Source organism: Paenibacillus sp. PSB04, assembly GCF_025809195.1.
Taxonomy (GTDB): domain Bacteria; phylum Bacillota; class Bacilli; order Paenibacillales; family Paenibacillaceae; genus Paenibacillus_AQ; species Paenibacillus_AQ favisporus.
The window spans coordinates 3,433,703-3,459,976 of the sequence record NZ_CP081301.1 but is presented as its reverse complement, the minus strand read 5'-3'; the positions used below and the strand labels follow the sequence as shown (position 1 = coordinate 3,459,976).

Annotated in this window: 22 protein-coding genes and 1 pseudogene; 7 read left to right on the top strand and 16 right to left on the bottom strand. The window is 54.1% G+C overall.

Features of this window, described 5'->3' with window-relative positions; translation table 11 throughout:
- Positions 1 to 81: 81 nt before the first annotated feature.
- From K2F33_RS15955 to K2F33_RS15945, 3 genes are all read right to left on the bottom strand, one after another.
- Positions 82 to 825, bottom strand: coding sequence for an NAD-dependent protein deacylase (locus K2F33_RS15955; RefSeq protein WP_263882176.1), 744 nt, complete (start codon positions 823 to 825; stop codon positions 82 to 84).
- 199 nt (positions 826 to 1,024) lie between these two features.
- Positions 1,025 to 1,693: a bifunctional 2-keto-4-hydroxyglutarate aldolase/2-keto-3-deoxy-6-phosphogluconate aldolase gene (locus K2F33_RS15950; RefSeq protein WP_089550331.1), complete on the bottom strand. Its 669-nt coding sequence runs from the start codon at positions 1,691 to 1,693 to the stop codon at positions 1,025 to 1,027.
- A gap of 78 nt (positions 1,694 to 1,771) precedes the next feature.
- On the bottom strand, positions 1,772 to 2,740 hold the full coding sequence (locus K2F33_RS15945; protein WP_263882175.1) for a sugar kinase: 969 nt from the start codon (positions 2,738 to 2,740) through the stop codon (positions 1,772 to 1,774).
- Between the two features lie 372 nt (positions 2,741 to 3,112).
- Between K2F33_RS15945 and K2F33_RS15940 the strand changes: the two are divergent.
- Positions 3,113 to 3,358 (top strand): annotated as a pseudogene (locus K2F33_RS15940) (KGG domain-containing protein); the annotation flags it as partial.
- Positions 3,359 to 3,618: 260 nt separating this feature from the next.
- On the top strand, positions 3,619 to 5,304 hold the full coding sequence (gene ilvD, locus K2F33_RS15935; protein WP_181152987.1) for a dihydroxy-acid dehydratase: 1,686 nt from the start codon (positions 3,619 to 3,621) through the stop codon (positions 5,302 to 5,304).
- A gap of 210 nt (positions 5,305 to 5,514) precedes the next feature.
- On the opposite strand, the gene K2F33_RS15930 is transcribed toward ilvD, so the two are convergent.
- The gene (locus K2F33_RS15930) at positions 5,515 to 6,927 is read right to left on the bottom strand and encodes a polysaccharide deacetylase family protein (RefSeq protein WP_263882174.1); all 1,413 of its coding nucleotides are present in this window, start codon (positions 6,925 to 6,927) and stop codon (positions 5,515 to 5,517) included.
- A gap of 196 nt (positions 6,928 to 7,123) precedes the next feature.
- On the opposite strand from K2F33_RS15930, the gene K2F33_RS15925 reads away from it, so the two are divergent.
- A complete protein-coding gene (locus K2F33_RS15925) occupies positions 7,124 to 8,281 on the top strand; it encodes an AI-2E family transporter (RefSeq protein WP_212967672.1) in 1,158 nt (385 codons plus the stop codon).
- Here K2F33_RS15925 and K2F33_RS15920 read toward each other — a convergent pair.
- Both K2F33_RS15920 and K2F33_RS15915 read right to left on the bottom strand, forming a co-directional pair.
- The gene (locus K2F33_RS15920; RefSeq protein WP_318672595.1) at positions 8,247 to 10,025 is read right to left on the bottom strand and encodes a peptidoglycan D,D-transpeptidase FtsI family protein; all 1,779 of its coding nucleotides are present in this window, start codon (positions 10,023 to 10,025) and stop codon (positions 8,247 to 8,249) included. The genes K2F33_RS15925 and K2F33_RS15920 overlap by 35 nt on opposite strands.
- A 255-nt stretch (positions 10,026 to 10,280) precedes the next feature.
- On the bottom strand, positions 10,281 to 12,455 hold the full coding sequence (locus tag K2F33_RS15915) for a methyl-accepting chemotaxis protein (protein WP_163879760.1): 2,175 nt from the start codon (positions 12,453 to 12,455) through the stop codon (positions 10,281 to 10,283).
- 456 nt (positions 12,456 to 12,911) lie between these two features.
- On the opposite strand from K2F33_RS15915, the gene K2F33_RS15910 reads away from it, so the two are divergent.
- The 4 genes from K2F33_RS15910 (at position 12,912) to K2F33_RS15895 (ending at position 17,312) form a co-directional block, all read left to right on the top strand.
- Positions 12,912 to 14,111 (top strand): MFS transporter, encoded by a 1,200-nt coding sequence (locus K2F33_RS15910; RefSeq protein ID WP_263882173.1) that lies wholly within the window; start codon positions 12,912 to 12,914, stop codon positions 14,109 to 14,111.
- A gap of 98 nt (positions 14,112 to 14,209) precedes the next feature.
- Positions 14,210 to 15,448, top strand: coding sequence for an aspartate aminotransferase family protein (locus tag K2F33_RS15905; protein ID WP_152398548.1), 1,239 nt, complete (start codon positions 14,210 to 14,212; stop codon positions 15,446 to 15,448).
- Positions 15,449 to 15,504: 56 nt separating this feature from the next.
- Positions 15,505 to 16,542: a zinc-dependent alcohol dehydrogenase gene (locus tag K2F33_RS15900; RefSeq protein WP_089548317.1), complete on the top strand. Its 1,038-nt coding sequence runs from the start codon at positions 15,505 to 15,507 to the stop codon at positions 16,540 to 16,542.
- Between the two features lie 44 nt (positions 16,543 to 16,586).
- Positions 16,587 to 17,312 (top strand): HAD family hydrolase, encoded by a 726-nt coding sequence (locus tag K2F33_RS15895; protein ID WP_263882172.1) that lies wholly within the window; start codon positions 16,587 to 16,589, stop codon positions 17,310 to 17,312.
- Between the two features lie 169 nt (positions 17,313 to 17,481).
- On the opposite strand, the gene K2F33_RS15890 is transcribed toward K2F33_RS15895, so the two are convergent.
- The 10 genes from K2F33_RS15890 to K2F33_RS15845 all read right to left on the bottom strand — a co-directional run bounded on the left by K2F33_RS15890 (position 17,482) and on the right by K2F33_RS15845 (position 26,161).
- Positions 17,482 to 18,084 carry a DUF1349 domain-containing protein gene (locus K2F33_RS15890; RefSeq protein ID WP_263882171.1) on the bottom strand — a complete coding sequence of 201 codons (603 nt, stop codon included), beginning with the start codon at positions 18,082 to 18,084 and terminating at the stop codon, positions 17,482 to 17,484.
- 173 nt (positions 18,085 to 18,257) lie between these two features.
- Positions 18,258 to 19,325: an endolytic transglycosylase MltG gene (gene mltG, locus K2F33_RS15885; RefSeq protein ID WP_263882170.1), complete on the bottom strand. Its 1,068-nt coding sequence runs from the start codon at positions 19,323 to 19,325 to the stop codon at positions 18,258 to 18,260.
- A gap of 111 nt (positions 19,326 to 19,436) precedes the next feature.
- Positions 19,437 to 19,748 carry a DUF1292 domain-containing protein gene (locus tag K2F33_RS15880; protein ID WP_116229388.1) on the bottom strand — a complete coding sequence of 104 codons (312 nt, stop codon included), beginning with the start codon at positions 19,746 to 19,748 and terminating at the stop codon, positions 19,437 to 19,439.
- Positions 19,741 to 20,052 (bottom strand): DUF1292 domain-containing protein, encoded by a 312-nt coding sequence (locus K2F33_RS15875; protein ID WP_076169646.1) that lies wholly within the window; start codon positions 20,050 to 20,052, stop codon positions 19,741 to 19,743. The genes K2F33_RS15880 and K2F33_RS15875 overlap by 8 nt, the downstream gene beginning before the upstream one ends.
- A gap of 11 nt (positions 20,053 to 20,063) precedes the next feature.
- On the bottom strand, positions 20,064 to 20,480 hold the full coding sequence (ruvX, locus tag K2F33_RS15870; RefSeq protein ID WP_076169645.1) for a Holliday junction resolvase RuvX: 417 nt from the start codon (positions 20,478 to 20,480) through the stop codon (positions 20,064 to 20,066).
- A gap of 9 nt (positions 20,481 to 20,489) precedes the next feature.
- A complete protein-coding gene (locus K2F33_RS15865; protein ID WP_076169644.1) occupies positions 20,490 to 20,750 on the bottom strand; it encodes an IreB family regulatory phosphoprotein in 261 nt (86 codons plus the stop codon).
- Positions 20,751 to 20,953: 203 nt separating this feature from the next.
- Entirely contained in the window at positions 20,954 to 23,578 is a 2,625-nt protein-coding gene (gene alaS / locus K2F33_RS15860) for an alanine--tRNA ligase (RefSeq protein WP_076169643.1), read from the bottom strand.
- A 395-nt stretch (positions 23,579 to 23,973) separates the two neighbouring features.
- A complete protein-coding gene (locus K2F33_RS15855) occupies positions 23,974 to 25,005 on the bottom strand; it encodes an AI-2E family transporter (RefSeq protein WP_373309599.1) in 1,032 nt (343 codons plus the stop codon).
- A 414-nt stretch (positions 25,006 to 25,419) separates the two neighbouring features.
- Positions 25,420 to 25,626: a hypothetical protein gene (locus K2F33_RS15850; RefSeq protein ID WP_076169641.1), complete on the bottom strand. Its 207-nt coding sequence runs from the start codon at positions 25,624 to 25,626 to the stop codon at positions 25,420 to 25,422.
- 13 nt (positions 25,627 to 25,639) lie between these two features.
- Positions 25,640 to 26,161 carry a PRC-barrel domain-containing protein gene (locus K2F33_RS15845; protein ID WP_251677366.1) on the bottom strand — a complete coding sequence of 174 codons (522 nt, stop codon included), beginning with the start codon at positions 26,159 to 26,161 and terminating at the stop codon, positions 25,640 to 25,642.
- Positions 26,162 to 26,274: the final 113 nt, after the last annotated feature.

The following is a 26,274-nucleotide window of genomic DNA, read 5'->3' as shown; positions in this document are numbered from 1 at the left end:
CCCGGCTGATATCCTTCCTGTTAAAAAAGGGATGGACTAAGCTGTTACCACGCTTACCGCGCTATGAACATCTGCCACCCATTAAATACCCAGTTTCCGCTCCACTTGCTCCATCACTTCGCCGATTTTATCAGCGATCAGCAGATCCGCTTTGCGGTCATATGGAGTAGGGTCCATATTCAGGAGGACGGTGCGGCTTCCTTGAAAATAGGACACCAGGTCCGCTGCCGGCTGAACCGTCAGGGAGGTGCCGCCGATGATGAGCAGATCCGCCTGGGAGATCGCCTCCACCCCACCAAAGAGCACCTGCTGGTCCAGCGGCTCCTCGTACAGGACGACATCGGGCTTGATGATCCCGCTGCAGCTTGGGCAGCGCGGAACGAGCTTGTTCGTCGCCATGATGTGCTCCAGGTCGTAAAACCCCCCGCAGCCCATGCAGTAGTTGCGGTGAACCGAACCGTGCAGCTCCAGCACCTCTTTGCTTCCCGCCTTCTGATGCAATCCGTCGATGTTCTGGGTCACGACAGCCTTCAGCTTGCCGGCTTGCTCCAGTTTGGCCAGCATCCGATGGCAGCCGTTCGGAACCGCATCGGGATGCAGCATTTTGCTGCGGTAAAAATCAAAGAACACCTCGGGAAGCTTCATAAAAAAGGACCGGCTCAGCATTTGCTCCGGCGGGTATGGCAGATGCTGTTCGGTCTGATACAGCCCGGCGGCGGAACGGAAGTCGGGAATGCCGCTTTCCGTCGACGTTCCCGCTCCACCAAAAAAAACGATATTGCCGCTTTGTTCAATCCAAGAGGCAAGCGTATCTATGTTCTGCACGATATGGTGCACCTCCACAAGTGTTGGTCCTTTTGATCCGATCCGCGGCTTCTCGCTTCATATGGAATAAGGGACCAGCCCGCCTCCACATGCGGGACGGCAGGCTGTATGGTGTAGTACCCGTTACGATCGGGTTTGATTCACAATGCTTAGGTTTTACTTATGATACAATGATTCCGCTCATAACATTCCGGCCGGCTTACAGCTCCGACTTTGCCTTGCGGTAAGCCTCCATGTACTGCTCCGCTTTCGTGCGGACATGGCTTAAATCCCCAGTCTTCACAGCCTCGTTGGTCAGGTCCGAGCCGATGCCCACAGCCACCGCCCCGCCTTTGATCCAGTCGCCGAGATTGGACAGCGATACGCCGCCTGTCGGCATAAAGTCCGCTTGAGGCAGAGGCCCCTTCATCGTCTTGATGATGGACGGATCGTACAGGCTGCCAGGGAACAGCTTCACGATGTCGACCCCGAGCTCGAGTGCCTGCTGCACTTCGGCGATCGTCATGACGCCCGGCAGAATCGGCACCCGGTACAAATTGCACAGCTTAACCGTGTCGGGATTCAGCGAAGGACCGACGACAAACTGGGCTCCGGCCATGATGGAAGCGCGCGCCGTCTGAGGCTCCAACACCGTTCCCGCTCCGATGATGGCGAATTTGTCCGGGTCGCTCGTCTCCCAGCTGTACATCCGGCTGAGCTTCTCGATCGCATGCAGCGCTCCCGGCACGGTCAGCGTAACCTCGATGACCTTGATCCCGCCGGCAATCGCCGCCTCCGCCATGTCAAACACCTGATCGGCCGAATCTCCGCGCAGAACGGCAACGACGCCGTTATCGATAATTTTTTGCAAAAGCTGGATTTTTTTCACAATGACCGCTCCTTTGTGTTCATTATATGGAAAAGCCTGAAAGATGTCTATTTCCAGAGTACCCTGCAAACATTCGCCTTATCTCTCGATATGCGCCTTGTTGCCGAGCTTCGCCTCGACCTGCTCCCAAGTCGGAAGCGCTTCCCAATCACCCACGGCCTGAATAACCATGGATCCGGTTAGATTCCCCAGACGGGTCGCTTCCACGGCGCTTTCGCCCTTCAATAGCCCGGCGATAAAGCCGGCACAGAATCCATCACCCGCTCCGACGGTATCCAGTACATTGTCGGCTTTGAAGTACGGAACCTCCGTTACGTTCCCCTGCTCCAGCACATAAGTCAGGTCGGGACCGCCTTTGACGATCGATACGGCTTTCAGTTTGGAAAGGCTTGCAAAAATCGCTGCGTCATCGTCCGTATCGTACAGCAGCTTCAGCTCGTCGAGGCCCGGTAAAAAGTAATCCGCCTTTTCGGCCAGACGCAGCAGCACGCCCCGCGCCTCTTCCAGGCTCCACAGCTTCAGGCGGAGATTGGGGTCAAAGCTGATTTTGACGCCTGCTGCCGCGGCGATGTCTATAGCCGCTTCGACGCAGGCCAGTCCGGACGGGCTGATCGCCGCCGTAATGCCGGTCACGTGCAACATTTTGGCCCCGGCAATATAGGAAACATTCAGCTGATCCGGCTGCATCCGGCTTGCCGCGGAGCCTTTCCGGTAATAGTACACCGATGTGCGGCCCGCCGTATTTTCACGGATCATCATGCCTGTTGGCGCGTCAATGCCGCGGACCGTTTGCGACACGTCTACGCCTTCGCCGCGGATCGACTTGTAAATCATATCCCCGAGAGGATCCTTTCCCAGCGCCCCGAACCAGCCTGAGGTGTGACCCAGACGGGCGACGCCGATGGCCACATTGCTCTCCGCTCCGCCAAAGGATTTATGTAAGGTGGAAGCATACTCCAGGCCGCGGGAATCCTGCGCCGTGAACAGCCCCATGCTTTCTCCGAACGTGACAAGCTCGGGTGATCCAGGTAGGTTACTATCCTGCATGTTTTCTTCCCCTTTCCGTTACTTGGTCTGTCCCTATTGTCAGCGGAGGAAGAAGGGTTGTCAATATGTAACAATAGAAGCGGAGCCGTATTTGTCTCCTCCTCTCCACGGGCTTATCCGCTAGGGTTGATCTGATATGCCTCCTTCCGACGGGGCAGTATCCAAGCAAGTTATTTACCAATGATTTCATAATTTAATTGTTTCACTCCAATAGGGCTGTGGTAAGTAAAGGATGCGCGCAACTAATATAGAGTGAACTAAGGCTAACGTCATCCGCGCTTTCTTCGGAAGGCGGGTACGGACTTCGGGTCCGGAGGTACACTTTAGTTCAATCTATATCCATCAAAAATACTTTCCAAGGAGTGATTTGAAATGGCACGTAACAACGATAATAACGGTAAAATGAGCAGAGAAGAAGCAGGTCGTATGGGCGGGGAAGCAACGGCCAAAAATCATGACAAGGAATTTTATCAGGAAATCGGCCGCAAAGGCGGCGAAGCCACTTCCAAAAACCATGACCGTGAATTCTATCAAGAGATCGGCCAAAAAGGCGGCGAAGCCACTTCCGAGTCTCACGATAAGGACTTCTACAAAGAAATCGGCCGCAAGGGCGGCAAAAACTAATCCCTGCCTGACCATCAGCCAACAACGAGTGATTGATTGACATAAGCCAAAAGGCACCTTCATTCCCAGTGAATGGAAGGTGCCTTTTCCTGTTCGCCTGCCTGGGCCTAAAGTTCCCCGAATCTTTCGAACCATTGCTAGAAAAAGCTTTCATTTTGTGATAGACTCATTTAAAACCGTTTCGTTTTATACGGGCACTTTCATAGTTAACCGCGCTAAAGCGCGATACTTACAGTTAGGGGGAAAAAGACATCATGGCAGCTAATAAAATGCGCTCTGACATGATCAAGAAGGGCTTTGACCGCGCGCCTCACCGCAGCTTGCTCCGCGCGGCGGGCGTGAAAGAGGAGGATTTCGGCAAGCCGTTTATCGCCGTGTGCAACTCATACATCGATATCGTTCCCGGCCACGTCCACCTTCAGGAATTCGGCAAATTGGTCAAGGAGGCCATCCGCGAAGCCGGAGGCGTTCCGTTTGAATTCAACACGATCGGCGTCGATGACGGCATTGCCATGGGGCACATCGGCATGCGCTATTCCCTGCCGAGCCGCGAAATCATCGCCGACTCGCTCGAAACCGTCGTCTCTGCACACTGGTTCGACGGCATGGTCTGCATTCCGAACTGTGACAAAATTACACCGGGCATGCTGATGGGCGCGCTGCGCGTCAACATCCCTACGATCTTCGTCAGCGGCGGTCCGATGAAGGCCGGCGTAGACAGCAAAGGACGCCGCCTGTCCCTGACATCCGTATTCGAAGGCGTCGGTGCCCACCAAGTCGGCAAAATCAGCGACGACGATCTGCTGGAGCTCGAACAATACGGCTGTCCTACCTGCGGTTCCTGTTCGGGCATGTTCACCGCGAACTCCATGAACTGTCTGGCGGAAGCCCTTGGACTGGCAATGCCGGGCAACGGCACGATTCTGGCGGTAGCCGAAGAACGCAGAGAGTTCGTCAAGCAATCCGCACGCCAGCTGATGGAACTCGTGAAGATGGACCTGAAACCGCGTGACATCGTGACCAAGGAATCCATCGACAACGCCTTTGCGCTCGACATGGCCATGGGCGGCTCCACGAACACCGTGCTTCACACCCTGGCTCTCGCTCAGGAAGCCGGCATCGATTATCCGCTGGAGCGGATCAATGAAGTCGCCAACCGCGTGCCGCATATCTCCAAGCTCGCACCGGCTTCGGATTACTTCATCGAAGACGTTCATACCGCAGGCGGCGTTAGCGCCGTACTGAACGAGCTGCTCAAGAAGCCGGGCGCATTGTACGGCGACTGCATGACGGTTACCGGCAAGACGCTGGCCGAGAACGTGGCCGGCTGCGAAATCCAGGACAAGAACGTCATCCATCCGATCGACCAGCCATACTCCGAGCGTGGAGGCCTGGCGGTGCTCTACGGCAACCTGGCTCCGGAAGGATCCATCATCAAAGTTGGCGCCGTGGATCCATCCGTCGGCGGCTATCATAAAGGCCCTGCCATCTGCTTTGACTCCCAAGAAGAGGCGCTGGAAGGCATCGCGAACGGCAAGGTTAAAGAAGGCCACGTCGTCGTTATTCGCTACGAAGGACCTAAAGGCGGTCCGGGCATGCCGGAAATGCTGGCGCCTACGTCCCAAATCGTCGGCATGGGCCTTGGAGCCAAAGTCGGCCTGATCACGGACGGACGTTTCTCCGGCGCATCCCGCGGGATCAGTATCGGCCACATCTCTCCGGAAGCGGCTGAAGGCGGTCCGATCGCCTTCGTCGAAGACGGAGACATCATCGAGCTCGACCTGAACAACCGTAAAATCGAGCTTCTTGTCAGCGACGAAGTGCTGGCCGAGCGCCGCACCCATTGGAAAGGCTTCGAGCCGAAGGTGAAAACAGGCTATCTCGCCCGTTACTCCAAGCTCGTCACCAACGCCAGCCAAGGCGGCGTCATGAAAATCTAATCCACTCTGCATCGAAGTGAGATGCATCCGAGGTGCTTCATAAGTCACTCCGACTTATGAAGCACCTTTTTTACATCAAGCATAAAGCTTTAAATAGTAAGGCTGCTTCATTCGGTTTCCGGTTCAACATCAAAAGGGCTGTCTCCAGCTGCGGTCTTTACCACAGCCGGGACAGCCCCGATCCATATTTTCGTATAAGTGCTGTTTGATTTACATAGCAGGCGGCGTGCTGCCGATACCCTGTGACGAAGCAACCAGATTCAGGTCAAGCAGCTCGCCCTTCTTCTCCTCTTGCGGATCGGTCGGCTCCTTCACTTGCTGCCGGCGGTGAGATCCGCTCTCGGAAAACCGCTCGATTAGCTGAGCAACAGACATGACCAGCAGTTTCGGAACCATCTGTTCCGCATGGTCCTTCAGCCGTTCCTGTCCGGACGGATTAATGATTCGCAGCAGGAACTTCAAATACATCTTCGTCGATCTAGCGAATAAGCCGTCTTTCAAATCGACGATTTTGAAGCCGAAGTTCTTTGGCCCCCGGTTAATCATCGTGACTCCGTATATGGCCTTCGCCTGCTGCAGCTCAGGGTCGCTCAGGATGATCCGGGCCAGTTCCGGGAACTGATCTTCGGTGGCGCGGATCATCTGGATAGCCAGGTGCACCATCGATCTGGACCGGACACCGAGCCGGAACAGCTTCTCGTTATCGAAGTGCAGCTCGATCACTTTATCTCCCTTGGACAGCGTTGCGCCGTCATTCATCTCCACCGTTTGTCCCTTATAAGTGCGCAGCCGGTAATGGATGAAAGGATCATAAGGCCGGATTGATTTCAAGCGGAACATCGCATGAAACAGTGTTTCCCACAGCAGCCAAACTTTGACCGAAGCCCGCTTCAGCCGCGGCAGCTTTCGCTCGGGCGCTTTCTCCTTCGCTTCGATCATCTCGTCGATCCGGATGGCTTTCATTCCGCGGCGCTCCGCTTCCTCCAGCACCCGCTCCAAAGCGATCAGCATCTGCTGCGGCGCGTCCGGGTTGGCCCCGGCCGTGAGGCCGCAATCATGCAGAAGCATCACTTCTCCGGGCTGAAGCTTGTTCAGCATCCGCTCGGTCAGCCGGTCCGCGCCGATGCGTTCCCGCCAGTCGCCGAACATGGACGACCACAGGACGATCTTGAACTGGCTCCGCTTGGCAAAATCGAACAGGTTCACGATTCCCCAAGGCGGACGGTAATAAGAACTGCGCTCCCCGGTAATCGTATGAATAACCTTGTCGGTCTTCATAATCTGTTTCTTGACCGTTCCCGGCCGCATCAGCCAGTTCGATTTATGGACGTAATTATGAATGCCGATCAGATGGCCTTCGTCATAGATTCGCTTGACGATTTCGGGATGCTGCTCCGCGTGCGAGCCGACGACGAAGAAGGTGGCCTTGGCGTTGTATCTTTTCAGCAGGTCCAGCAATTTCGGAGTGTACACCGAATCGGGACCGTCATCGAAGGTCAGCGCGTATTCATGCTCCGTGATCCCTCTGCGAAATACGCGGAAACCGAATATCCGGGTGATCAAGCCGGGAATAAACGCGTAAAACGATGAGATGTAAAATAACCAAAGCAGCAAAGTCTGCATGTCATATCCCCACTTTTCTCTGTATTGACTTTGACTTGCCGAAAGGCATGTGTTATTTGATAACTTTGATTTTCATAGGCACCCTATAAAAATCGCTACCTCTTATTTTATCACAGTGACTGAAGAAATAGGCGTTTTTTTATAAATCGTGTACAATGAAAAATAATCTGTTGTGAAAAGGAGAGATCCGCCCGCGATGCTTCCACTGTACAAAAAATACTGGCGAACCTTTGTGGATATCGGGTTCATCGTACTTACCGTTTTCCTCGTCATGTACATATTCAGCAAGCTGTACCAAATCGCCGCGCCCGTATTTTTATCGTTCGTCGTCTTCTTTATGATCGAACCGCTGGCCAAGTTTTTGCACAAGAGGGGCATGCCCAAACCGTTCGCTTCCGCCATTTCCGTACTCGTGTTTATTTTGGTGATCCTGGGGATCCTGTTCGGGGTCGGCCTGATCGTCGTTTCCCAGTTCGCCCAGGTCCAAGATAATTTGCCCAAATACACGCATATGATTCAAACGGAATTTACCAAGCTGACGCAATTTCTTCAGGAAAAAATCGCAGCCCTGCCGCCAAATGTCACCGCAAAAATGAACGAGTATTTTACAACGTTGACCGATTATGCCAGCGGGTGGGCCACCGCTTTCTTTAAATATATGGTCGGACTGTTCAGTTCGTTCTCGTCCTTTATGGGCAACTTCGGCATCGCCATCATCCTGGCGTTTTTCCTCAGCACCGAAATCGGCAGCTGGAGAAAAGTGATGCGGGACAAGTCGCCGAAGACGCTGAAGAACGCCTACACATTTCTGAAGACATATGTCCTGAGAGCCATCGGCTCCTACATCAAGGCCCAGCTGATCATGGTTCTCATCACCCTCGTGCTCGTATATGCCGGGCTGTTGATTCTGCGCACAGGCAACGAGCTTGCACTAGCCTTGGTTTGCGCCGTATTTGATATTCTGCCACTCGTCGGGGTTCCGGTTATCCTGATCCCATGGATCATTTATTTGTTTATTGTCGGCAATCTCAGTCTGGCGATCGGCCTTTCCGTCCTGCTCGTCGTCGTGCTGCTGACCCGCCAGCTGCTCGAACCGCGGATTACAGGCAATTCGATCGGCGTGTCGTCGGCATTCCTGATGCTCTCGTTCATGATCATCTCCCTGTCGATCTTTGGCATCGCCGGACTGATCCTCTCTCCCGTACTGCTGATCCTGATCAAGGAACTGCTCCAGCAGGGATATTTGCAGAGCTGGATCCGCCTTCCGAAAGAAGAGTTCGACGTCTCGCCGTTTGATATGACCACCCGCACGCCGGATGCTACGCCGCCGGATGAGCCGCAAGCAGGTTCATAATGCGTCCGAACAGCACCGTCGCCTGGTTCCGGGAGGACGGCGACATATTTTGATACAGTACCGCAGCCGCGTATTTCGGTTGGTTCACGGGTCCGTACCCGATGAACCACTGATGATTACGCGGCTGCCCGTTTATGGTCACCTGGGCCGTTCCCGATTTGCCGGCCAGCGGCCATGCCGCGCCGCGGATCGACTGCCCAGTTCCTTCGGTGACCACCTTCTCCATCCAGCCGGTAATCAAATCCGCGGTTGCCGGCTGGACGGTACCAAGGGACGACGGGGCCAAATGGGGCTTTAGCTCTTTCATCAGCTGGCCGTTCGCATACGAAACGCTCTCCAGAATTCGTGGCGCGTGGACTTGTCCCTGCTGAAGAAGCGTCACGATCATGTTGGCGGCCTGCAGCGGGGTCACCTGTACATCGCGCTGACCGATGCCGGTCTGTGCGCGGATCCCCCCGTCCCGATCGGCCTTATCCGGATCGGCAAAGATTTTTCCGCTGTCCTCATGATCGAACGGGCGCAGAAGAGGCAGGCCAAGAATGTCCTTTTCCTCCCACCCCACCGTTCTCGCCAGGCCCAGCTTATGAGCGGCCGCTTCGATTTCGCCCGCTGACAGCCGCTCCGCCAGTTCGGCAAACACGGCGTTGCACGATTCGGCATAAGCCTCCGCGAGCGTAATGACGCCATGCTCTTTGGGGCAGGAAAGTCCATATTTACCGTATGCGCCGGTGCACGTAAAGGTTTCACCCGGAGTAGTGACGCCTGCCTCCAGCGCCGCTGCCGCGATGACCGTTTTGAATATGGAACCAGGCACGGATGCCTGCAAAGCGCGGTTATTCCATGCCCTTTGCTGCGGATTGACGTTCAAGGGATTGTAGAACGGCAGCGATACCATGGCCACCACATCGGCCGTCTGTGCATCAAGTAGGACAACGGCTCCCTCCTTCATCCCCGACTCCTTAGCCAGCTGCTCGATCTGCCGCTGCAGCTCCAGATCCACCGTGGTGCGGAATTTGAGCGGATAATAGGCGTTACCCGGTCCTTTAATCCGGATGCCCGTACCCGGAATGGGCTGATCGCTTCCATCGACGGTATAATAGGCGGTCGTAGGACCCATCCCGCGCAGGAGCGGCTCCAGCGTCTTTTCCAGCCCGGCCGCCCCTTCCTGGAAGGCATATCCCGTGTGGATCAGATGCTTCTGCCCAGGCTGCTCCGTTAAATAGCCGAGCCACTGCATCCCGCTGGAAGCATCCTCATACCGCTTAGTATACGGCAGCACTTCGATGCCGCTGATTCCGGCCGTCGTTACCTGTTTTGCCTCACTGTCCTTCAACGCCAGCGGATCGCTCTTGCGGGAGTCCGGCCACACTAGAGGGACGCTCAAGTGGTCCCACACCTTCAGGAAGGCGGCCTGATCCGTCTTCAGGACCCGGGTGACCGCATTCAGCTTGTCCTTCGCCTCTTGCCGGATGGAGCCGGAAACCGGAAACAGCACGGCGGCGGAAACCGTCTTCCCTGTTAAGGGCTCGCCGTTTCTGTCATAAAACTTGCCCCTCCCGGAGTCCAAAACCACGCCGCGCTCCCGCTGCAGCACCGACATTTCCTGCATCGTAATCCGGCTTCCAGGCAGCTCCGACACCCTCATAACGAGCTGTATGTAGGCTAACCTCAATATGAGTACCGTCATCATAAACGAAAGGATGACCAGCACATAGAAAATGCGCTGCTTATGTTTTATGCTCAAGAAGAACCCCTCTTTATGCCTTTTCCACTCAGTATATCCTTCAGCAGGCATGTCCAACCCGGCCAGCTCAGGCAGATCCGTTCTCAGAGAACCAAAAAGCCAACGCATCCCCGAGCGGAGGACACGTTAGCTCACTGTGAAAACTGTTTATTGGGTTGGCACTACACTGCCAACGTTGCTGCATCGAATAAAGCTAAGTTTTGAACATGCTTCCTTATGCTTCCTTATGCTTCCTTATGCTTCCTTATGCTTCCTCTAGTTCAGCGTAAACCGGGACAGCGATTCCTTCAGCTGAATCGATACATTTTCCAGCTTGGCGGAGAGCTCAACGAGATGATCGCCCACGCTTTGCTGCTCATTGCTGAGCGAGGCGACTTCCTCGGAGGTCGCCGAGGATTCTTCTGCGACCGCGCTGACGTTGCTCATGCCTTCCGAAAGAACGCTGTGCGAATCATGCAGCGCCGATATCGACTCGGTTACGGATTGCAGCCGCTGCGTGAAATCGCCCATCTGTTCCTGAACCGATACGAAAATTTCGTTCGTTTCCTTCACCGCAGTCATTTGGTGCTGGAACAGCGGATAAGCGTCCGACAACGCTTCGACCGTTTCATTCATCTCGGACATGATTTGACCGGTGATCTGCCCTACCATGTCAATCGATTGTCTGGACTGGTCCGCAAGCTGGCGAATTTCGTCTGCCACGACCATGAAGCCCCGTCCGGCCGCCCCGGCCCGCGCCGCTTCGATCGTTGCATTCAGGGACAGAATATTCGTCTGCTTCGTAATATTTTGCAGCACGACCAGCACTTTGTTGACAGAGCTTGCCGTCTGCTTCAAGGCATCCACCTTGTGCATCAGCTCACGCGTCATTTCTTCCGTTTGATGCGTTTTGTCCAGCAGCTCGTTCAGCTGTTTGGTTCCGTACTGGCTGGATTGTTCAACATGCCGCGCGGCGCTGCCCATTTCCTCATTGGCCGTGATCACCAATCCCATCTGCTTGGCCATATGCTCGGTCATCTCGTTTCCGCGCTCCGCCTCGGTAGCCAGACTGCTTGCCCCGTTGGCGATTTCCTCGGTCGCAATGGCAATTTCTTTGGCCGAGATCGCCGTCTTCTTGGAAGCATCAGTCAGCTCGCCCGCCGTTTCAAGCACGAGCTGGGCCGTCGTATTCGTCTGCTGAACGAGCTTCGTAATTTGATCCACCATCAGATTGAAAGCCTGTCCCAGCTGACCGATTTCATCCTTGGACTTATGCTGCGTCCGCACGTTCAGGTTGCCCTTGGCTCCCTCCAGCATCAGATCCTTCAGCTTGCTGAGCGGGGTTGCGATCATGCGGGCCATCCAGAACCCGATCAGGATGGCGACCACGATCGCTCCAACGGCCATTCCCATGGTCAAAACCAGAATTCCCTTTGCGTCCTTGACCAGCATTTCGACCGGAACGGTTCCTACCAGCTTCCAACCTGTCGTCTCGAGGGTGTTGTATACGGCAAGGATTTCATTCCCTTCGTTATCCTGCGTTTCCAGAGTCTTGGCCGGTTCTGTCTGGCCCTGCATGAACGAAAGTGTGGATTTGGTTCCTGTTTCACTGTTCACGGTAGAGGCAACGACTTGACCGTTCGCGTCGCCCACCTGCAGCTTGCTGCCGTCACCCAGGCTGATTCCGTTGAGCTGGTTTTCAATGACGTCGGTTTTAAGCTCCACGATAATGACGTAGGCTCCGCCGCGGGACAAGCTCTGCAGCGAGCGGACCAGCTCGAAGGAAACGCTTCCATCCTTACCCTTTGAAGAAGGAACCCATGATGTCTGATTTGTTTTCTTCGCATTTTTAAACCAGTCGGCTTCGCGGATCGTATTGATGTCCAGGCCGCCTGAACCGGAAGAGATGATCCGCTGCGACTCTTCGGGCGGAACCAGATAAATCGCTTTGATCGAAGAGTTGCTGTTCAGCTGGTTTGATAATTTTTTATTGATCTGATCCGTAAGCACGAAGTTCTGGTATTCATCCTGCCGATTCCGTGCCAGCTCGTCGATGACGCTCTGCATTTCCGGATCAAAAAACATCTGCATCGCCATATCTTCATACTGCTTCAGAATGATATCCAATTTTTCCTGAGTTTGCTGGATCGTCTGGCTGTTCGCCAGCGCCGTATTGTTCTTGATGGTGCTTTTGGCTTTGCTATAGGATGTTAGACCCAGGGTCAGCACGATCGCCGCTATCGCCACGAAAAAAATCAGGAACAGCTTCACGCCCACCGACTTGAACGGGTTTAAATTTTGCAGCTGTGCCCCGCTGATGCCCGGCAGGCTGGCGAACCGTGACGGCTTTTTCGGATCTCCTGGCCCTCCTGATGCTGCTGAAGCCTTCCGCTTGCTGCCGCTTCGCTCCTTTGAGCTGGAGCTATTCTGTTTCTGTTTTTCTTCCCCCATATCTTTCTTTCGAATCCATCCCACTCTCACTCACCGCCGTTTCAATTTCTTGCATTACGTCGTATGTAAGTTTAAAAAACGAATGCCTACTTTATTCTTCGACATTTTCCATCTCGAACCTTTGCTTTTTGGGCAATTTTTTTATAACTTTTTTCCTAAACCTCATAATTCTATTGAACTATGCATTGGAATGCCCATTAAAGATGGTGAGACAAAGGCTGCCAGAGGCGGAAGACCTTATTATTCGACGAAAACAGTCAAGCCACTTCTTTCTCTTTCGTATGAGAAAGGAACCATGCGGATGCTGCGTTCTCCTTCTAATTACATATTTTTTACATTAAAAATATTATTTTACAAAATAACATATTTATTTTATGGCTAATATGGTATAAATTGTATTACATCAGCTGATAGATTTGGAGATCTCCCAAAATATCGACAAAGGAGCGTGAATTCTTGCGGAGGTTATTTGCCTTAAGCTGCGGATTTTACCTGCTGATCGGAATCACCAGCGTGGTGCTTGGCGCTATGCTTCCCGTCCTCCTGGCCCATTACCATAAGGATTACGGTGACGGCGGAACGCTGCTCTTCCTGCAGTTTCTCGGTTTTCTCGCCGGAGTTACTGCCTCGCCTTTCATGTCGGCCCAGCTCGGCCGAAAGCGGATGCTTGCTGTTTCCTTGGCTTGCGTCACCGCAGCCTGCATTGTCATGGGAAGCCTTCCGTCCTGGACCTGGATCATTCTGATGACCTTGCTCGTCGGTTTCGGTTCCGGCATCATTGAGTCTTCGATCGGCGCGTTTACGATTGAATTTGCCGAAGAACAAAAAGCGGTCGCCATGACCAAGCTCGACGTTTACTTCGGTCTGGGCGCGCTCCTTATTCCCGCGGCAGTCAGCCTGTTTCTTACGATGGACGCCTGGTTCCTCACCTTTTTTACGGTTGCCCTTGTATCGCTGATGCTGTTGATCTTGTGGCTGGCCATGCCGGCAGAGAGCTCCGCACGGCTGGACAAGGCGGTATCCGCTGGTTCTCCGGAGAAAATCCGCTACCGGGGTAGATACGCCGGGCTGCTGGGTATATTCATCGTCTTTTTCTTTGTATATATGGGTCTTGAACTGGGGCTGATGAATTTTCTGCCCTCCATTCTGATCGAGAAGGTGCACGTTAAAGATTCACTCGCTTCCCTTGGCGTCACCATCCTGTGGATTGCTATGGTCATCGGGCGGCTGTTCGTGGGTAGAATCGCGGAAACGGTAAGGTATATCCCGTTTTTGGTCTGGAGCACGGCGGCTACCCTCGCCTTCACCATCGGGTTCGCTCTATGGGCGAACGAATGGACGGCCTACCTGCTCATCTTTGGAGTCGGCGTCTCGATGTCCGGGCTGTTTTCCATCGCCCTCGTGTATGCTAACGTGCTCATTCCGGGAATGACGGAGACAACCACCAGCATCCTGATCGCATCCGGCGGGATCGGCGGCGCGGTGCTGCAGTATCTGATCGGCTGGTCGATGGATCAATGGTCGGCCGGAATGGCTGTCTGGATCCTTGCCGGATTCAGCTTGATCCTGCTGGCATCCCTGATCCTGACCAAGCAGCAGCAGTCCAAGAAACATAAGCTGGGAGGCAGCCTTCTGGGGCACGGCAATGAAGGATGATGGTCCCCTTTTTGGGAAATCCGATGTCCATAAAGAAAAGTAATATTCTTATAACAACGTATTACCGAAATGAAAATTAACCTTTGGAGGGAAGACGGATGCAAACCTTAACCACAAACCGTTTCAAGTTTGGAAAAGGGATTACGTTGGTCGATGATGCAGGCACGGAGTATTTGGACGGCGTGTCCGGAACGTTCAATCTTTCGCTCGGCTACAACCATCCGCATGTCGTCGAAAAGGTTCAGGAGCAGGTGGGACGCCTGACTCACATGTCCTCCACTTTTACCGAGCCGTATGTGAACGAAGTGCTGGACCAATTGACCGAGCACGCCCCGAATGGGATCGATACCGGCTGGATGCGGGATATTACCGGCTCTACGGCCAACGAATGCGCGACCAAGATTGCGCAAAAATATACGCAGGCCACCGACATCGTCAGCTTGTTTCTGTCCCATCACGGCCAAACCCAGTTTGCCACCGCCATCTCCGGCAACGCCTTCCGGCGCAAGCACTTCCCCAACTCGACCGCCGCGAACAGCGTACACGTTCCCGCTCCTTACTGCTACCGCTGTCCCTTTAACGCCTCCCGCCCGAACTGCGGTTTTCAATGCATCGAGTCGATCCATGACCACCTCGAATATGCAAGCTCCGGGTCGGTCGCCTGCATCATCATCGAGCCGATCCTCGGCAACGGAGGGAATATCGTTCCACCCGAAGGATATTTCAAGCTGCTGCGCAAGCTTTGCGACGAACACGGGCTGCTTCTGATCGCCGACGAGGTTCAGACCGGAATCGGGCGGACCGGTTACATGTTCGCCAGCGAACGGTTCGACATTCAGCCGGACATGATCACCCTTGCCAAGGGCCTGGGCGGTATCGGCGTTCCGGTGGCGGCCGTGCTGATGCAATCCCGCCTGGACGTGCTGGAGAAGCACGAGCACTCCTTCACCTCGGGCAGCAATCTGATATCCGTTACGGCGGCCAAGTCTACCCTGGAGGTCGTATCCGAGCCTGGATTTTTGGATGAAGTCAAACTGAAAGGCGAAATACTCGGCGACCTGCTGCATGAGCTTGAGACCAAATACGACTGCATCGGCGAAGCACGCGGAGTCGGGCTGATGTGGGGTTTGGAAATCGTGGACGAGGACGGGGCACCGGATGTCGCCAAGACCAACGCGGTCATCGATCGCGCCTTTGCCGATCAGCATCTGATCCTCCGCGGGTCCAGATACGGATTCGGAAACGTGGTCAAGGTTAGACCGTCCCTGACCGTAACGACGGATGAGATCGTAACGATCGTGGAAAGACTGGATGCGGTTCTGGCCAGCGTCGGTTAACAGGTCTGCTAATGTTCGCAAAAGTCAAATATCCATATCCAAGGAGGTAATACGTGATGCAGGCATTGGTATACAAATCGGCATGGGACGTAACGCTTGAGGAACGGCCGGAGCCGTCCATTACAGAGGAACATCAGGTTCTCGTCCGCATTCGCGCCACCGGCGTGTGCGGGACCGATCTGGGCATTGTGAGCGGCAAATATCATGCGGTATCTTCCGTCATCCTGGGCCACGAATCGGCAGGAGATGTCGTTAGCGTCGGCAGAGGAGTCACCACGCTGAAGCCAGGCGACCGGGTCGTGATCGACCCGACTTATTACTGCGGGCACTGTGAGATGTGCCGAACCGGCCGACAAAATCACTGCATCCATAAGTCTGTGACGGAAACCGGAGTCAGTGCCAACGGAACCTTTACCGATTATTACGTCACCGAAGACCGCTTTTTATATCCATTAAAAGATCATGTCAGCTACGAGGAGGCCACCTTAACGGAGCCGCTAAGCTGCATCCTGACAGGAATCAACCAAATCCGGCTCCTGCCGAATTTTCGTACGGTCGTCCTCGGCGCCGGGCCCATCGGCATTCTGTACAGCTATGCCCTGGCCTCCAAAGGCGTAACGGGAAGCATTGTGGACATCTCTAAAGAAAGGCTCGCCATCGCCGGGAGTATCGCCCCAGAACGCTGGAGAACTTACGATTCGTTCGAAACGGCCGTAGCAGAGGCTTCATCCGGCGGCGGCCAAGTGGATCTTATCGTCGATACGACCGGCGTGGTCGGAACGCAGGTGCTTCCAAGCCTGGCAAACGGCGGTTACCTCATGCTTGTCGGCTTAAGAGACGGCGTTAGCACCTTTAATCCCAAAGAGGTCGTCGACCGGAGCCTCAAAATCATCGGCTCGATCGATTCCCTGGGCACCTTTTCCACCGCCCATTACATGATCGAGCGCCAAATTATTCCCGCGCAAAAAATCATTACCCACACCTATCCCTTGGCCCGATACCGGGAAGCCTTCCAAGCCCTGGGCTGTGATCTGGACGGGCGTTCGCTGAGCCCTTCGTCCCAGGCGATCAAGGTCATTCTGCAATCGGTCTGAAGCCGTTTAGGCGCGAAAAATAACGACAAAGGAGCGTTAAGCTTATGACATTGCAGAAGCAGGAATGGCAGGGCCCGCCGGTAAAGGCCGTTATTTTTGATATGGACGGCGTGCTCGTAAACAGCGAACCGATCTATTTTGAGATTGAGCGCAGCTCTTTCGCCCACTTCGGCGCTCCCGTAACGGAAGAGGAGCATCACGGCTACGTGGGAGTAACGCTGGAGTCCATGTGGAGGCAGGTGCTGGAGAAGCATAAGCTCTCCTTCCCGCTGGAAGAAGTGCTCGCCTATCATCAGAACAACGTGCTGGACATCATGGCAGCACACCCCGAACTGCAGCCGATTCCCCACGTAACGACTTGGCTGGATTGGCTGCGCAGCCGTCAGGTGCCGCTTGCGGTAGCTTCTTCCTCGCCTCCGTCCCTGATCCGGCTCATCATGGAACGTACCGGACTTGGAGCCTTTTTCAGCGTGCGGCTTTCCGGGGAAGAAGTGAAGTCCGGCAAACCGGCACCCGATATTTTTCTGCAGGCCGCCAAGCTGCTGGGAGCCGAGCCCTCATCATGCCTGGTCATCGAGGACTCTCGCAATGGGGTCAAGGCTGCAAAGAGCGCAGGCATGCGCTGCATCGGATACCTTAACCCCGGATCCGGCCGGCAGGATTTGTCCCAGGCGGACCATGTCATCACCAGCTACCTTGAAATGGAAGCGATCCGGGACATGCTGTCCATCGAACCGCTCGCTCCAGTCCCTTTGGATTTGCAGGCATAACGCTGGCGGCTGTTGGTACGGCCCGGCTTCAAGATACAACCGATTTGTAATCAACCATCAAAAGGCTGCAGCCTCCGTCCGGGTTCGGACAAGAGTCTGCAGCCTTTTTCGTCGATGAAGTCGACCTGTTCCATCGAAGGGCATGCTCAGCCGTCAGGCATAGCCGTCCTTACAACTCCGGCGGCTGTTCATGCACATCCGCATCCGGCTTGGCCGTTGCCCATCGGGTAAAAGCCACTTTGAGCCCAGCACTCGTCGGCGCGCACAAATAAGGTCCCGCTTGCCATTCATCCGGAGTAAGCCGGCATACGCGGACGGTTCTCCAGTCTTCCCCTTCCGTCCGGGCTCTGATAATAACCGCATCTTTCAGACGGGACGCCCGGATCGTCACGATCTTCTCCATCCACTCCGGGACGGGCGCAAGCGACCAATCCGAATAGCCGTTGGTCACAACCGCTCCGAGATGAGGGACGCCGTCATTCATCTCGATTCCGGCTTTGATCCACTGCTGCCCATGGCTCCATAACATCAGCCCTGCCTGATCATACAAATGATCGAAGGCGGTCAAACGAAAGGTTACCTCTACCGCTTCTTCCCCTTCCCATGGCAGCAGAAGCGAGTGGCCGTTGTCCCGTTCAAAACCGTACATGGTCGTTTGCCAATAATCACTTCCCTGGCACGCTTCAACGATCAGCTCCCCGTCCTTCTCTTCACAAGCAGCCGGTTCCGTCGACCAACGGCCGCTAGTCCACGGTATCACTTGTCTAGTCATCTTCATGCCACCCTCTCCCCAAACGAATTTTACCATTTTGAACGATTTCCATGACGAATCCACAGTACTTAAAAAGCACCCCGGACCCGGCGGAAGCGCGTGTCTCCGGCAGAGTCTGAGGTGCTTTGGTGCTCGCAGCGGCAAACGGACTTTAGTCGATCATTGCCCTGCAGCTACTGCTTTACATTGCTGTTGCTTTTCTTGATGTTGTTCAGATGCTCCTGGTACGTCTTCGCAAATAAATGCTCATGCGAGCCGTCCTTCTTGGTCACGTAATACAAGTAATCGGAGGCTTTCGGTGATAATGCGGCTTCGATCGAAGCGATGCTCGGACTGCAGATTGGTCCTGGCGGGAGCCCCGGATGCAAATAAGTGTTATATGGACTGTCCACCTTCAGGTCCTTATACAGCAGCCGTTCCTTCGGCTCCTTCAAAGCGTACTGCACCGTAGCGTCGATTTCCAGCTTCATCTCCTTGTGCAGGCGGTTGTAGATGACACCCGCAACAAGCGGACGCTCCTTGTCGACGACGACCTCACGTTCGACGAGCGAAGCAACCGTCAGCATCTCGTGCAAAGTAAGGCCATGAGCCTTCAACTTCTGCTCCAGATCAGGGATCTGATCCAGCTTGCTCTGCATTTGCTCCAGCATTCGGGACAGGATCTCTTCCTGCCCGGTCCCTTTTTTAAATTCGTACGTGTCCGGGAAAAGGTACCCCTCCGCCTTATGCTTTAACGAAGTATCCGCGGGGATCTCCTTAAAGGCCGGTACGTCCGTCTGACCGCCGGTATCCGCCAGCTTTACGAACGCAACCGGATCACTCTGGCTTGCTTCTCCCACCGTCTTTGCGATCTGCTCCAGCGTATAGCCTTCCGGAATCGTAATGCGGATCATTTCCGCCTTCACCACTTCGCCGCTGTTCAGCTTGGCAATCAGCTGGTCGTAAGTTACCCCCGGCTTCGCCTCATAGGTTCCCGCCTGAAAACGGGAGCCCTGGTTTTTCCATTTCAAGTAGATTTTAAAGAACATATCGTTTTTAATGAGTCCACTTTGCTTAAGAACCCCGGCAATTTGCGAAGTTCCCATTCCCTGCTCAATGGTGAACTTGACGGCATTCTGCGAAGCCTTCACCGGCTGCATGCCGTTCCAGACGTAATAGGCCCCGCCGGCAATGATCACCAAGACGATCACCAGCACTACCAGAGCCTTTTTGGCAGCTTTCAAACCGATCCAACCCTCCATAACCAAAAAAATCCCCACAAAGCAGCGCAATGCTCCGTTTCACGCATTCCGCTGTCTTTGCGGGGACTCCGGAGTTATCAATTTTAGTACTTGATCAAACCTTGTGCCCGATTAATCTTCGCTGTCCTCAGGAAAGGTCATTTCATCGTACAGCTCGCTGATATTTTCCCATTCATCGTCATCATCTATGGTGACAAGCCCAAGAGTTCCTTCAGGCGAGGAGACCACTTTCAGGATATCGAATTCTCCGCTTTGATCTCCTGGCTTTTGGAGCACAGCATAGCTCTGACCGTTGATTTCAAACTCAGCTGTAAGATCGTAGACGGAAGTGACTCCGTCCTCATCTTCCAGTTCCACAGTTGGACCAAAGGCTTCCTTCAGCTTGGAAGTCCATACGGCCTGATCTGCAGAGAAATCATTCATGTTCATTCCCTCCATCAAGTTCGGCAACCAGCGTATTGAACGTTTCCTCGACGATTTCCCACTCTTCGTCGTCCTCGATCATATACAGCTTCAGATCGTCTCCGTCCTCCTCATAGCGGAAGGCATAGACCTCATCGGAGTCATCATCCTCGGAGTCAAGCGGAACGACCATCATATACTTGGAGTCCGAGCCGTCGACCTCGAATTTCATGATGACTTCAAACTCCTCTTCATTGCCTTCGTCATCGGGAATATAAATAATTTCCGGTTCTTCTTCTTCCATACGATTACGGTCATTAGCCATTTGTATCACCCTCACCTTTTACTCTTAGAGTCCAAATAGTTTTGCAAAATCAAGCTGGCAGCCATTTTATCCACGACCTGCCTGCGTTTCTTCCGGCTGACATCCGCTTCAAGCAGCGTCCTTTCGGCGGATACCGTCGTCAACCGCTCATCCCACAGATGAACCGGCAAGTTCAGCATGTCTCTCAGCTGATCTGCAAACGCAATGCAGATTTCGCCGCGCGGACCAATGCTGCCGTTCATGTTCTTCGGGAGGCCAACCACGATTTCTTCCACTTCCTGCTCGCGGACCAGATCCGCAATTCGCTGCATTTCCGCCCCGTCGCGGCGGCGTTCGACCACTTCAAGCCCCTGGGCGGTCCAGCCGAACATATCGCTCACGGCCACCCCGATTTTGCGGTCCCCGTAATCGAGTCCCATAATTCTCATAAAGCTCTCCTATCGGTGATTGGCTAGATAGAACCGGACCAGCTCTTCAATCAACTCATCACGCTCTTTTTTTCGAACCAGGCTTCTCGCGTTGTTCTGGCGCGGTATATAAGCGGGGTCTCCGGATATCAGGTAGCCGACGATCTGGTTGATCGGGTTATAATCCTTCTCCACCAGCGCGTCGTATACCGTCAGAAGGATATCCTTCGCGGAGGCCTCCTTCTCATCACCCTTCACGTTAAACTTGACTGTCTTATCCATGGAATCCATTTGTGACACCTCGCTTCTTCAAAAACATGTCCATGCATGTTTTGACGAATTGAATCTTTAAGGTTTCCTACTTTTTCTATCATACCATACCGGGCCGCGCCGAAGGAAATTCCACGGAAATAAAAAACAAAAATTTTACAAAGTTCCGGGTAGCCGCCGGAGTCTTTACAATGTATTGGATGCTGAAGGCAAAGATGATATGCCTAAATTCCAGATCCAACCAATTGCTCAGCCAGCTTCAAAGCGTCTTCCAGCTTGCTGGCGTCCTTGCCGCCAGCCTGGGCCATATCGGGACGTCCGCCGCCTCCGCCGCCGCAGACTGCCGCGATCTCCTTCACCAGCTTGCCTGCATGAAGCCCCGACTTCACGAGCTCCTGCGGAACGGAAACGACGAAGTTCACCTTCTCGTCCATCGCTGCGCCGAGAACCAGCACGGCATTCGGAAGTTTGCCCTTCAGTTCGTCGGCAATCGAGCGCAGGGCGTCCATACTTCCCGCATTGACGCGGACAGCGAGCAGCTCTCTTCCGTTTACCTGCTTCACCTGTTCGGTGAGCTGGCCGGCCTCGATCGTGCTCAGCTTGCTCTGAAGCGACTCGTTCTCGCGTCCCAGCTCTTTCAGTTGGCCGTGCAGCGCTTCAATCCGTCTCGGCACGTCGTGCAGATTGGATTTAAGAAGCTCTGCGGACTGCTTCAGCAGCGACAGCTGGCCTTCCAGGAATTCGTATGCCAAGCGGCCGGTTACCGCCTCGATCCGGCGTACCCCCGAGCCGATGCCGCTTTCGCTGACCAGCTTGAAGATTCCGATCTCGGACGTGTTGTTCACGTGGCATCCGCCGCACAGCTCCAAGCTGTAATCGCCGACCTGCACGACGCGGACGATGCTGCCGTACTTCTCGCCAAACAGCGCCATGGCGCCCATTGCTTTGGCTTCGTCGAGCGATTTATATTCAATTGTTACATTAGTGCCCTTCCAAATTTGTTCATTCACGCGGCGTTCGATATCCGCCAGTTCTTCCGGCGTAATGCTGCCGAAATGCGAGAAGTCGAAGCGCAGGCGCTGCGGCTCAACGAGCGATCCGGCCTGATTGACGTGGGTGCCGAGTACTTCCTTCAGCGCTTTATGAAGGAGGTGGGTCGCTGTATGGTTCTTCTCGATGTCTCTGCGTTTGTCATGATCGACCTCTGCCTTGACGGTCTCGCCGACCTTGAGCTCCCCGGCTTCCACCGTCACCTGGTGCACATGCTGTCCGTGCGGCGCCTTGAAGAGGCCTTCCACTCTGGCCGTCACCGATCCGCCGCGCAGCAGACCCTGGTCGCTGACCTGGCCGCCGCTCTCCGCATAGAACGGAGTGACGTCAAGCACCACCTGGGCGCTCTGTCCTTCCCCGGCGATGTCTACCATGGCGTCATCGACAATGATTGCCACAATTTTCGACTCGGTTACGGTGTCATTATATCCAACAAATTCACTTTTAACCGTATAATCGGACAGGACGCCGCCCTGAACCTTCATGCCGCCGCTCTCCTGACGGGCTGCACGCGCGCGGTCGCGCTGCTCCTGCATCGCTGCGTCAAAGCCTTCGCGGTCAACGGTCAGTCCGTGCTCAGCCGCATAGTCTTCCGTCAGGTCGAACGGAAAACCGTACGTATCGTACAGCTTGAACGCGTCGCTGCCGCCGATCTGCTTCGTGCCCTGCTCCAGCGCCTGCTTGCTGATTTCCTCGAGGATCGCCAGGCCGTCGGACAGCGTCTCATGGAAACGTTCTTCCTCCGTGGAGATCACCTTCTCGATGAATTCGCGTTTCTCCACTACGTTCGGGTAGTATACGCCCATAATGTCGCCGACGGTTTCCACCAGGCTGTACAGGAACGGACGGTCAAGCCCCAGCACTTTGCCGTAACGTACGGCGCGGCGCAGCAAACGGCGGATGATGTAGCCGCGTCCTTCATTTGACGGAAGCACGCCGTCGGCCACCGCAAACGTAACGGTACGCACATGGTCGGCAATGACCTTCAGCGCGACGTCGCCCTCTACGCTGGCATTGTATTTAACGCCGGCCAGCTCTGCTGTTTTTTGAATGATCGGCTGGAACAGGTCGGTGTCGAAGTTGGAGTCGACGTTTTGCAAAATGGATGCAAAGCGTTCCAGGCCCGCTCCGGTATCGATGTTCTTGTTTGGAAGCGGCGTGTAGGAGCCGTCCTTGTTGTGGTTGAACTGCGAGAAAACGAGGTTCCACACTTCCAGGAAGCGTTCGTTCTCCCCGCCCGGGTACATTTCCGGATCGGACAGGTCGCCATAGGCTTCGCCGCGGTCATAGAAAATTTCCGTACAAGGACCGCAAGGGCCTTCGCCGATGTCCCAGAAGTTATCCTCCAGCTTCACGATCCGCTCGGCCGGCAGGCCTATCTTTTCGTTCCAGAGCTTAAAGGCTTCTTCGTCCTCCGGATATACCGTGACCGACAGGCGCTCCGGATCGAATCCGATCCATTCCTTGCTGGTCAGAAATTCCCATGCCCATGTAATGGCCTCTTCCTTGAAATAGTCGCCGATGGAGAAGTTGCCGAGCATTTCAAAGAAGGTGTGGTGCCGGCGGGTCTTGCCTACATTTTCGATATCGTTGGTACGAATACACTTCTGCGAGTTCGTGAGCCGGGGATTTTCGGGACTGATGCGTCCGTCAAAATACGGCTTCAGCGGGGCCATACCCGCGTTGATCCACAGCAGGGAAGGATCGTTATGCGGCACGAGCGAAGCGCTCGGCTCGATCTGGTGTCCCTTGCTTGCGAAAAATTCAAGCCATTTGGAACGAATTTCACTTGCTTTCATAGTAAACAGCCTCCAGCTCTCTCGTAAATTGCATGCAAATGGACGGATAAACGTAAAAAACGCCCCTGATCAGATCAGGGACGAATGAATTCGCGGTACCACCCTGGTTACCGCCTGAACGACTGCCGGGCGCCATACGCCGGCTGCCAGCTTGAATGATCAGGCGATCGCCTTGTTAAGGCCGTTAACGGGGCCAGCCGGTGAATTTGTCACACTCCGAAATCAGCTTTCCGGACAGTATCGCTTGGGGGCTCTTGCAGCCGTCACGCTTACCGTGAAGGAGCCCTTCTCTGAACAAGGAGGAACTGCCGTACTTCATTTCATCGCCGTTTTGTCCATTTTTGCATAGTATTGTCTGAATTATATCTGATAGCGCGGACGCTTGTCAAACCGCTCTACGTCGTCTTCCGCTTGACGTAATAGGCAAAGAAGTGCTGGATGATGACCTTGAGCACCGCGAATAAAGGCACCGCCAGAATGAGTCCGACGATCCCTGCGATCTCCCCGCCGACCAGAAGGGCAAAAATAATGAGCATCGGGTGAAGATGCAGCTTCTTCCCCACGACCTGGGGCGATACGATATTGCTCTCCAGGAGCTGGCACAGCCAGTTCACGATGATGACCATCAGCACCATTTTCCAGGATATCGTCGAAGCCATGACCACCGCAGGCGCCGCGCCCAGGAACGGGCCCAGGTAGGGCACGATGTTGAATACCGCAACGATGCTCGCCATCAGCAGGGCATACGGCATGCCGACGATCATATATCCGATATAGGCCAGAATGCCGACGATGAGACACACCAGGAACTGCCCGCGGACATAATTCCCGAGCGCCTCATCGATCTCCTTCAGCAATCTGACGGAAGCCTTGCGCCGGGTGCGCGGCAGCAGCGATACGACCGCCCGCTCAAAAACGTCGAAGTCCTTTAATATGTAGAAAATCAAAAACGGGATGATGAAAATGTTCAGCACGATGTTAATCGTACTGCCGATATGGTCCATGAAATTGGAGATGCCTTTGGCCAACCGGTCCTCCCACTGCAGCAGCCACTGATCCACGCCCTCCTTGATTCCCACCGGAACCCCCCGATTATCCAGGTTGTTCATGATGTTCTGGGCATGCATCGTCATCTCCGGCAAATGCTCATTCAGTTCCTCCATCTGCTCGATCAGCATCGGGATCAGATTGATCAGAATCACCGCAAGGCAGGTCAGAAAGACGGCGTAAATGAGCAGCACGGCGATTCCCCTCGGCATTTTCCGCGCTGCCAGCATACATACGACCGGATTGAGCACATAGGAAATGATCATCGCCACGACAAAGGGGGCCAGGATCGCTTTCAGAAATTGATAGATATTCATGAACATCGGCCGCAGCAGCCAAACGAAATACAGAATAATCAGACCAAGCAGGACCCAAATCATCCCCCGGAACCATTTATTGGCCGTCAGTTTATCCACCTTGTCTCCTCCTTCCGGACGTGCTGTCAAGTTAGTATATGTCCCGAAATTCGAATTTAACCTATTGGCGGCCACGGGAGGAGAACTATGGGTAACGCAAAGAAACCCGGATACCTGATTCTGCCATGCAGGCAAAAACGGGTACGGGTTTCAAAGATGACGGCAATAAGACCGTGTATGGTTCTTTCCGCTGTGGGTGCTATGTAACCAATAATAGGGATTGAAGCTGCCGGGTGAATCCCCCTTGCGGGCCGTGGCAAAGTGAAGACAAACCACAATTAGCGGAAGGGGCGGCTCCATTACGCAGCATAAATCAGAAAAATATTCGTTAGGACCCGAAGGTCTGCGGAAATGTTCTGACTGGTACATGCATATTGTTTAAGAGGAAGCGTGCAGATGAGGAAAATCCTGAGGAATCTCCTCAAAGAACAAATCGTCCAGCGAGCTGAGCGTACCGTCCTCTTCTACCTGGTATACGGACATTTTCTCCCCGTTCACCGTCAGTTCGATAAAGCAGCCCCAGCAGTAAAATTGGTGGGAACCGATTTTTCCTATATCTTTGGAATTGCAGTTAGGACATCTCATATTCATTGATCACCTATCCGTTAACAGAATTAATGGCTTTTTCCAAACGCTGTTCGCTCATAGGCGGAACCATGACCGCATTCTCCCCTATGGACATTTCCGTGGTGCAAGGCAGCCATTTCCGCCCTTCAATCAAATCCGAAACAAATCCGTCGCTTATTTCGAGACCTAATATTGTATTTCCCATTTCCTGGTCAAAATAAACGTCCGTCACTTTACCGAGCATCGTACCGTCCTCAGTAAGCACTTCCAGATCCTTTAATTTATTTTTACCCAAAAGATAGGTGTATTGTATGTCGTCGGCATCCGTCTTGCGAACAGCCTGTTTATTACGAATCATCACAGCATCTTCGCCATAAGCAACGACGTCCTCCCAGGACACCGTCTTCGCTGTGTTGGAGAACAACCCTTTGCCTTCCAGCTCAAGACCTTGAATTTTCCAATCTTCGGTGATGATAATATCGTATATTTTGCCGATCTCCTTGCCTTCTTCCACATCAAATACGGCAAGTCCGATCATCTCTTGGAATTTCATGGCCAGGATCCCACCTTACCCTCTTCAAAATTGAAACGAACCCCTTCACGTTACCACCGAAGTCAGCCAATCCAATGCGGCACGCGCAGGTCGATTTGTCTCGCGAACGGTAT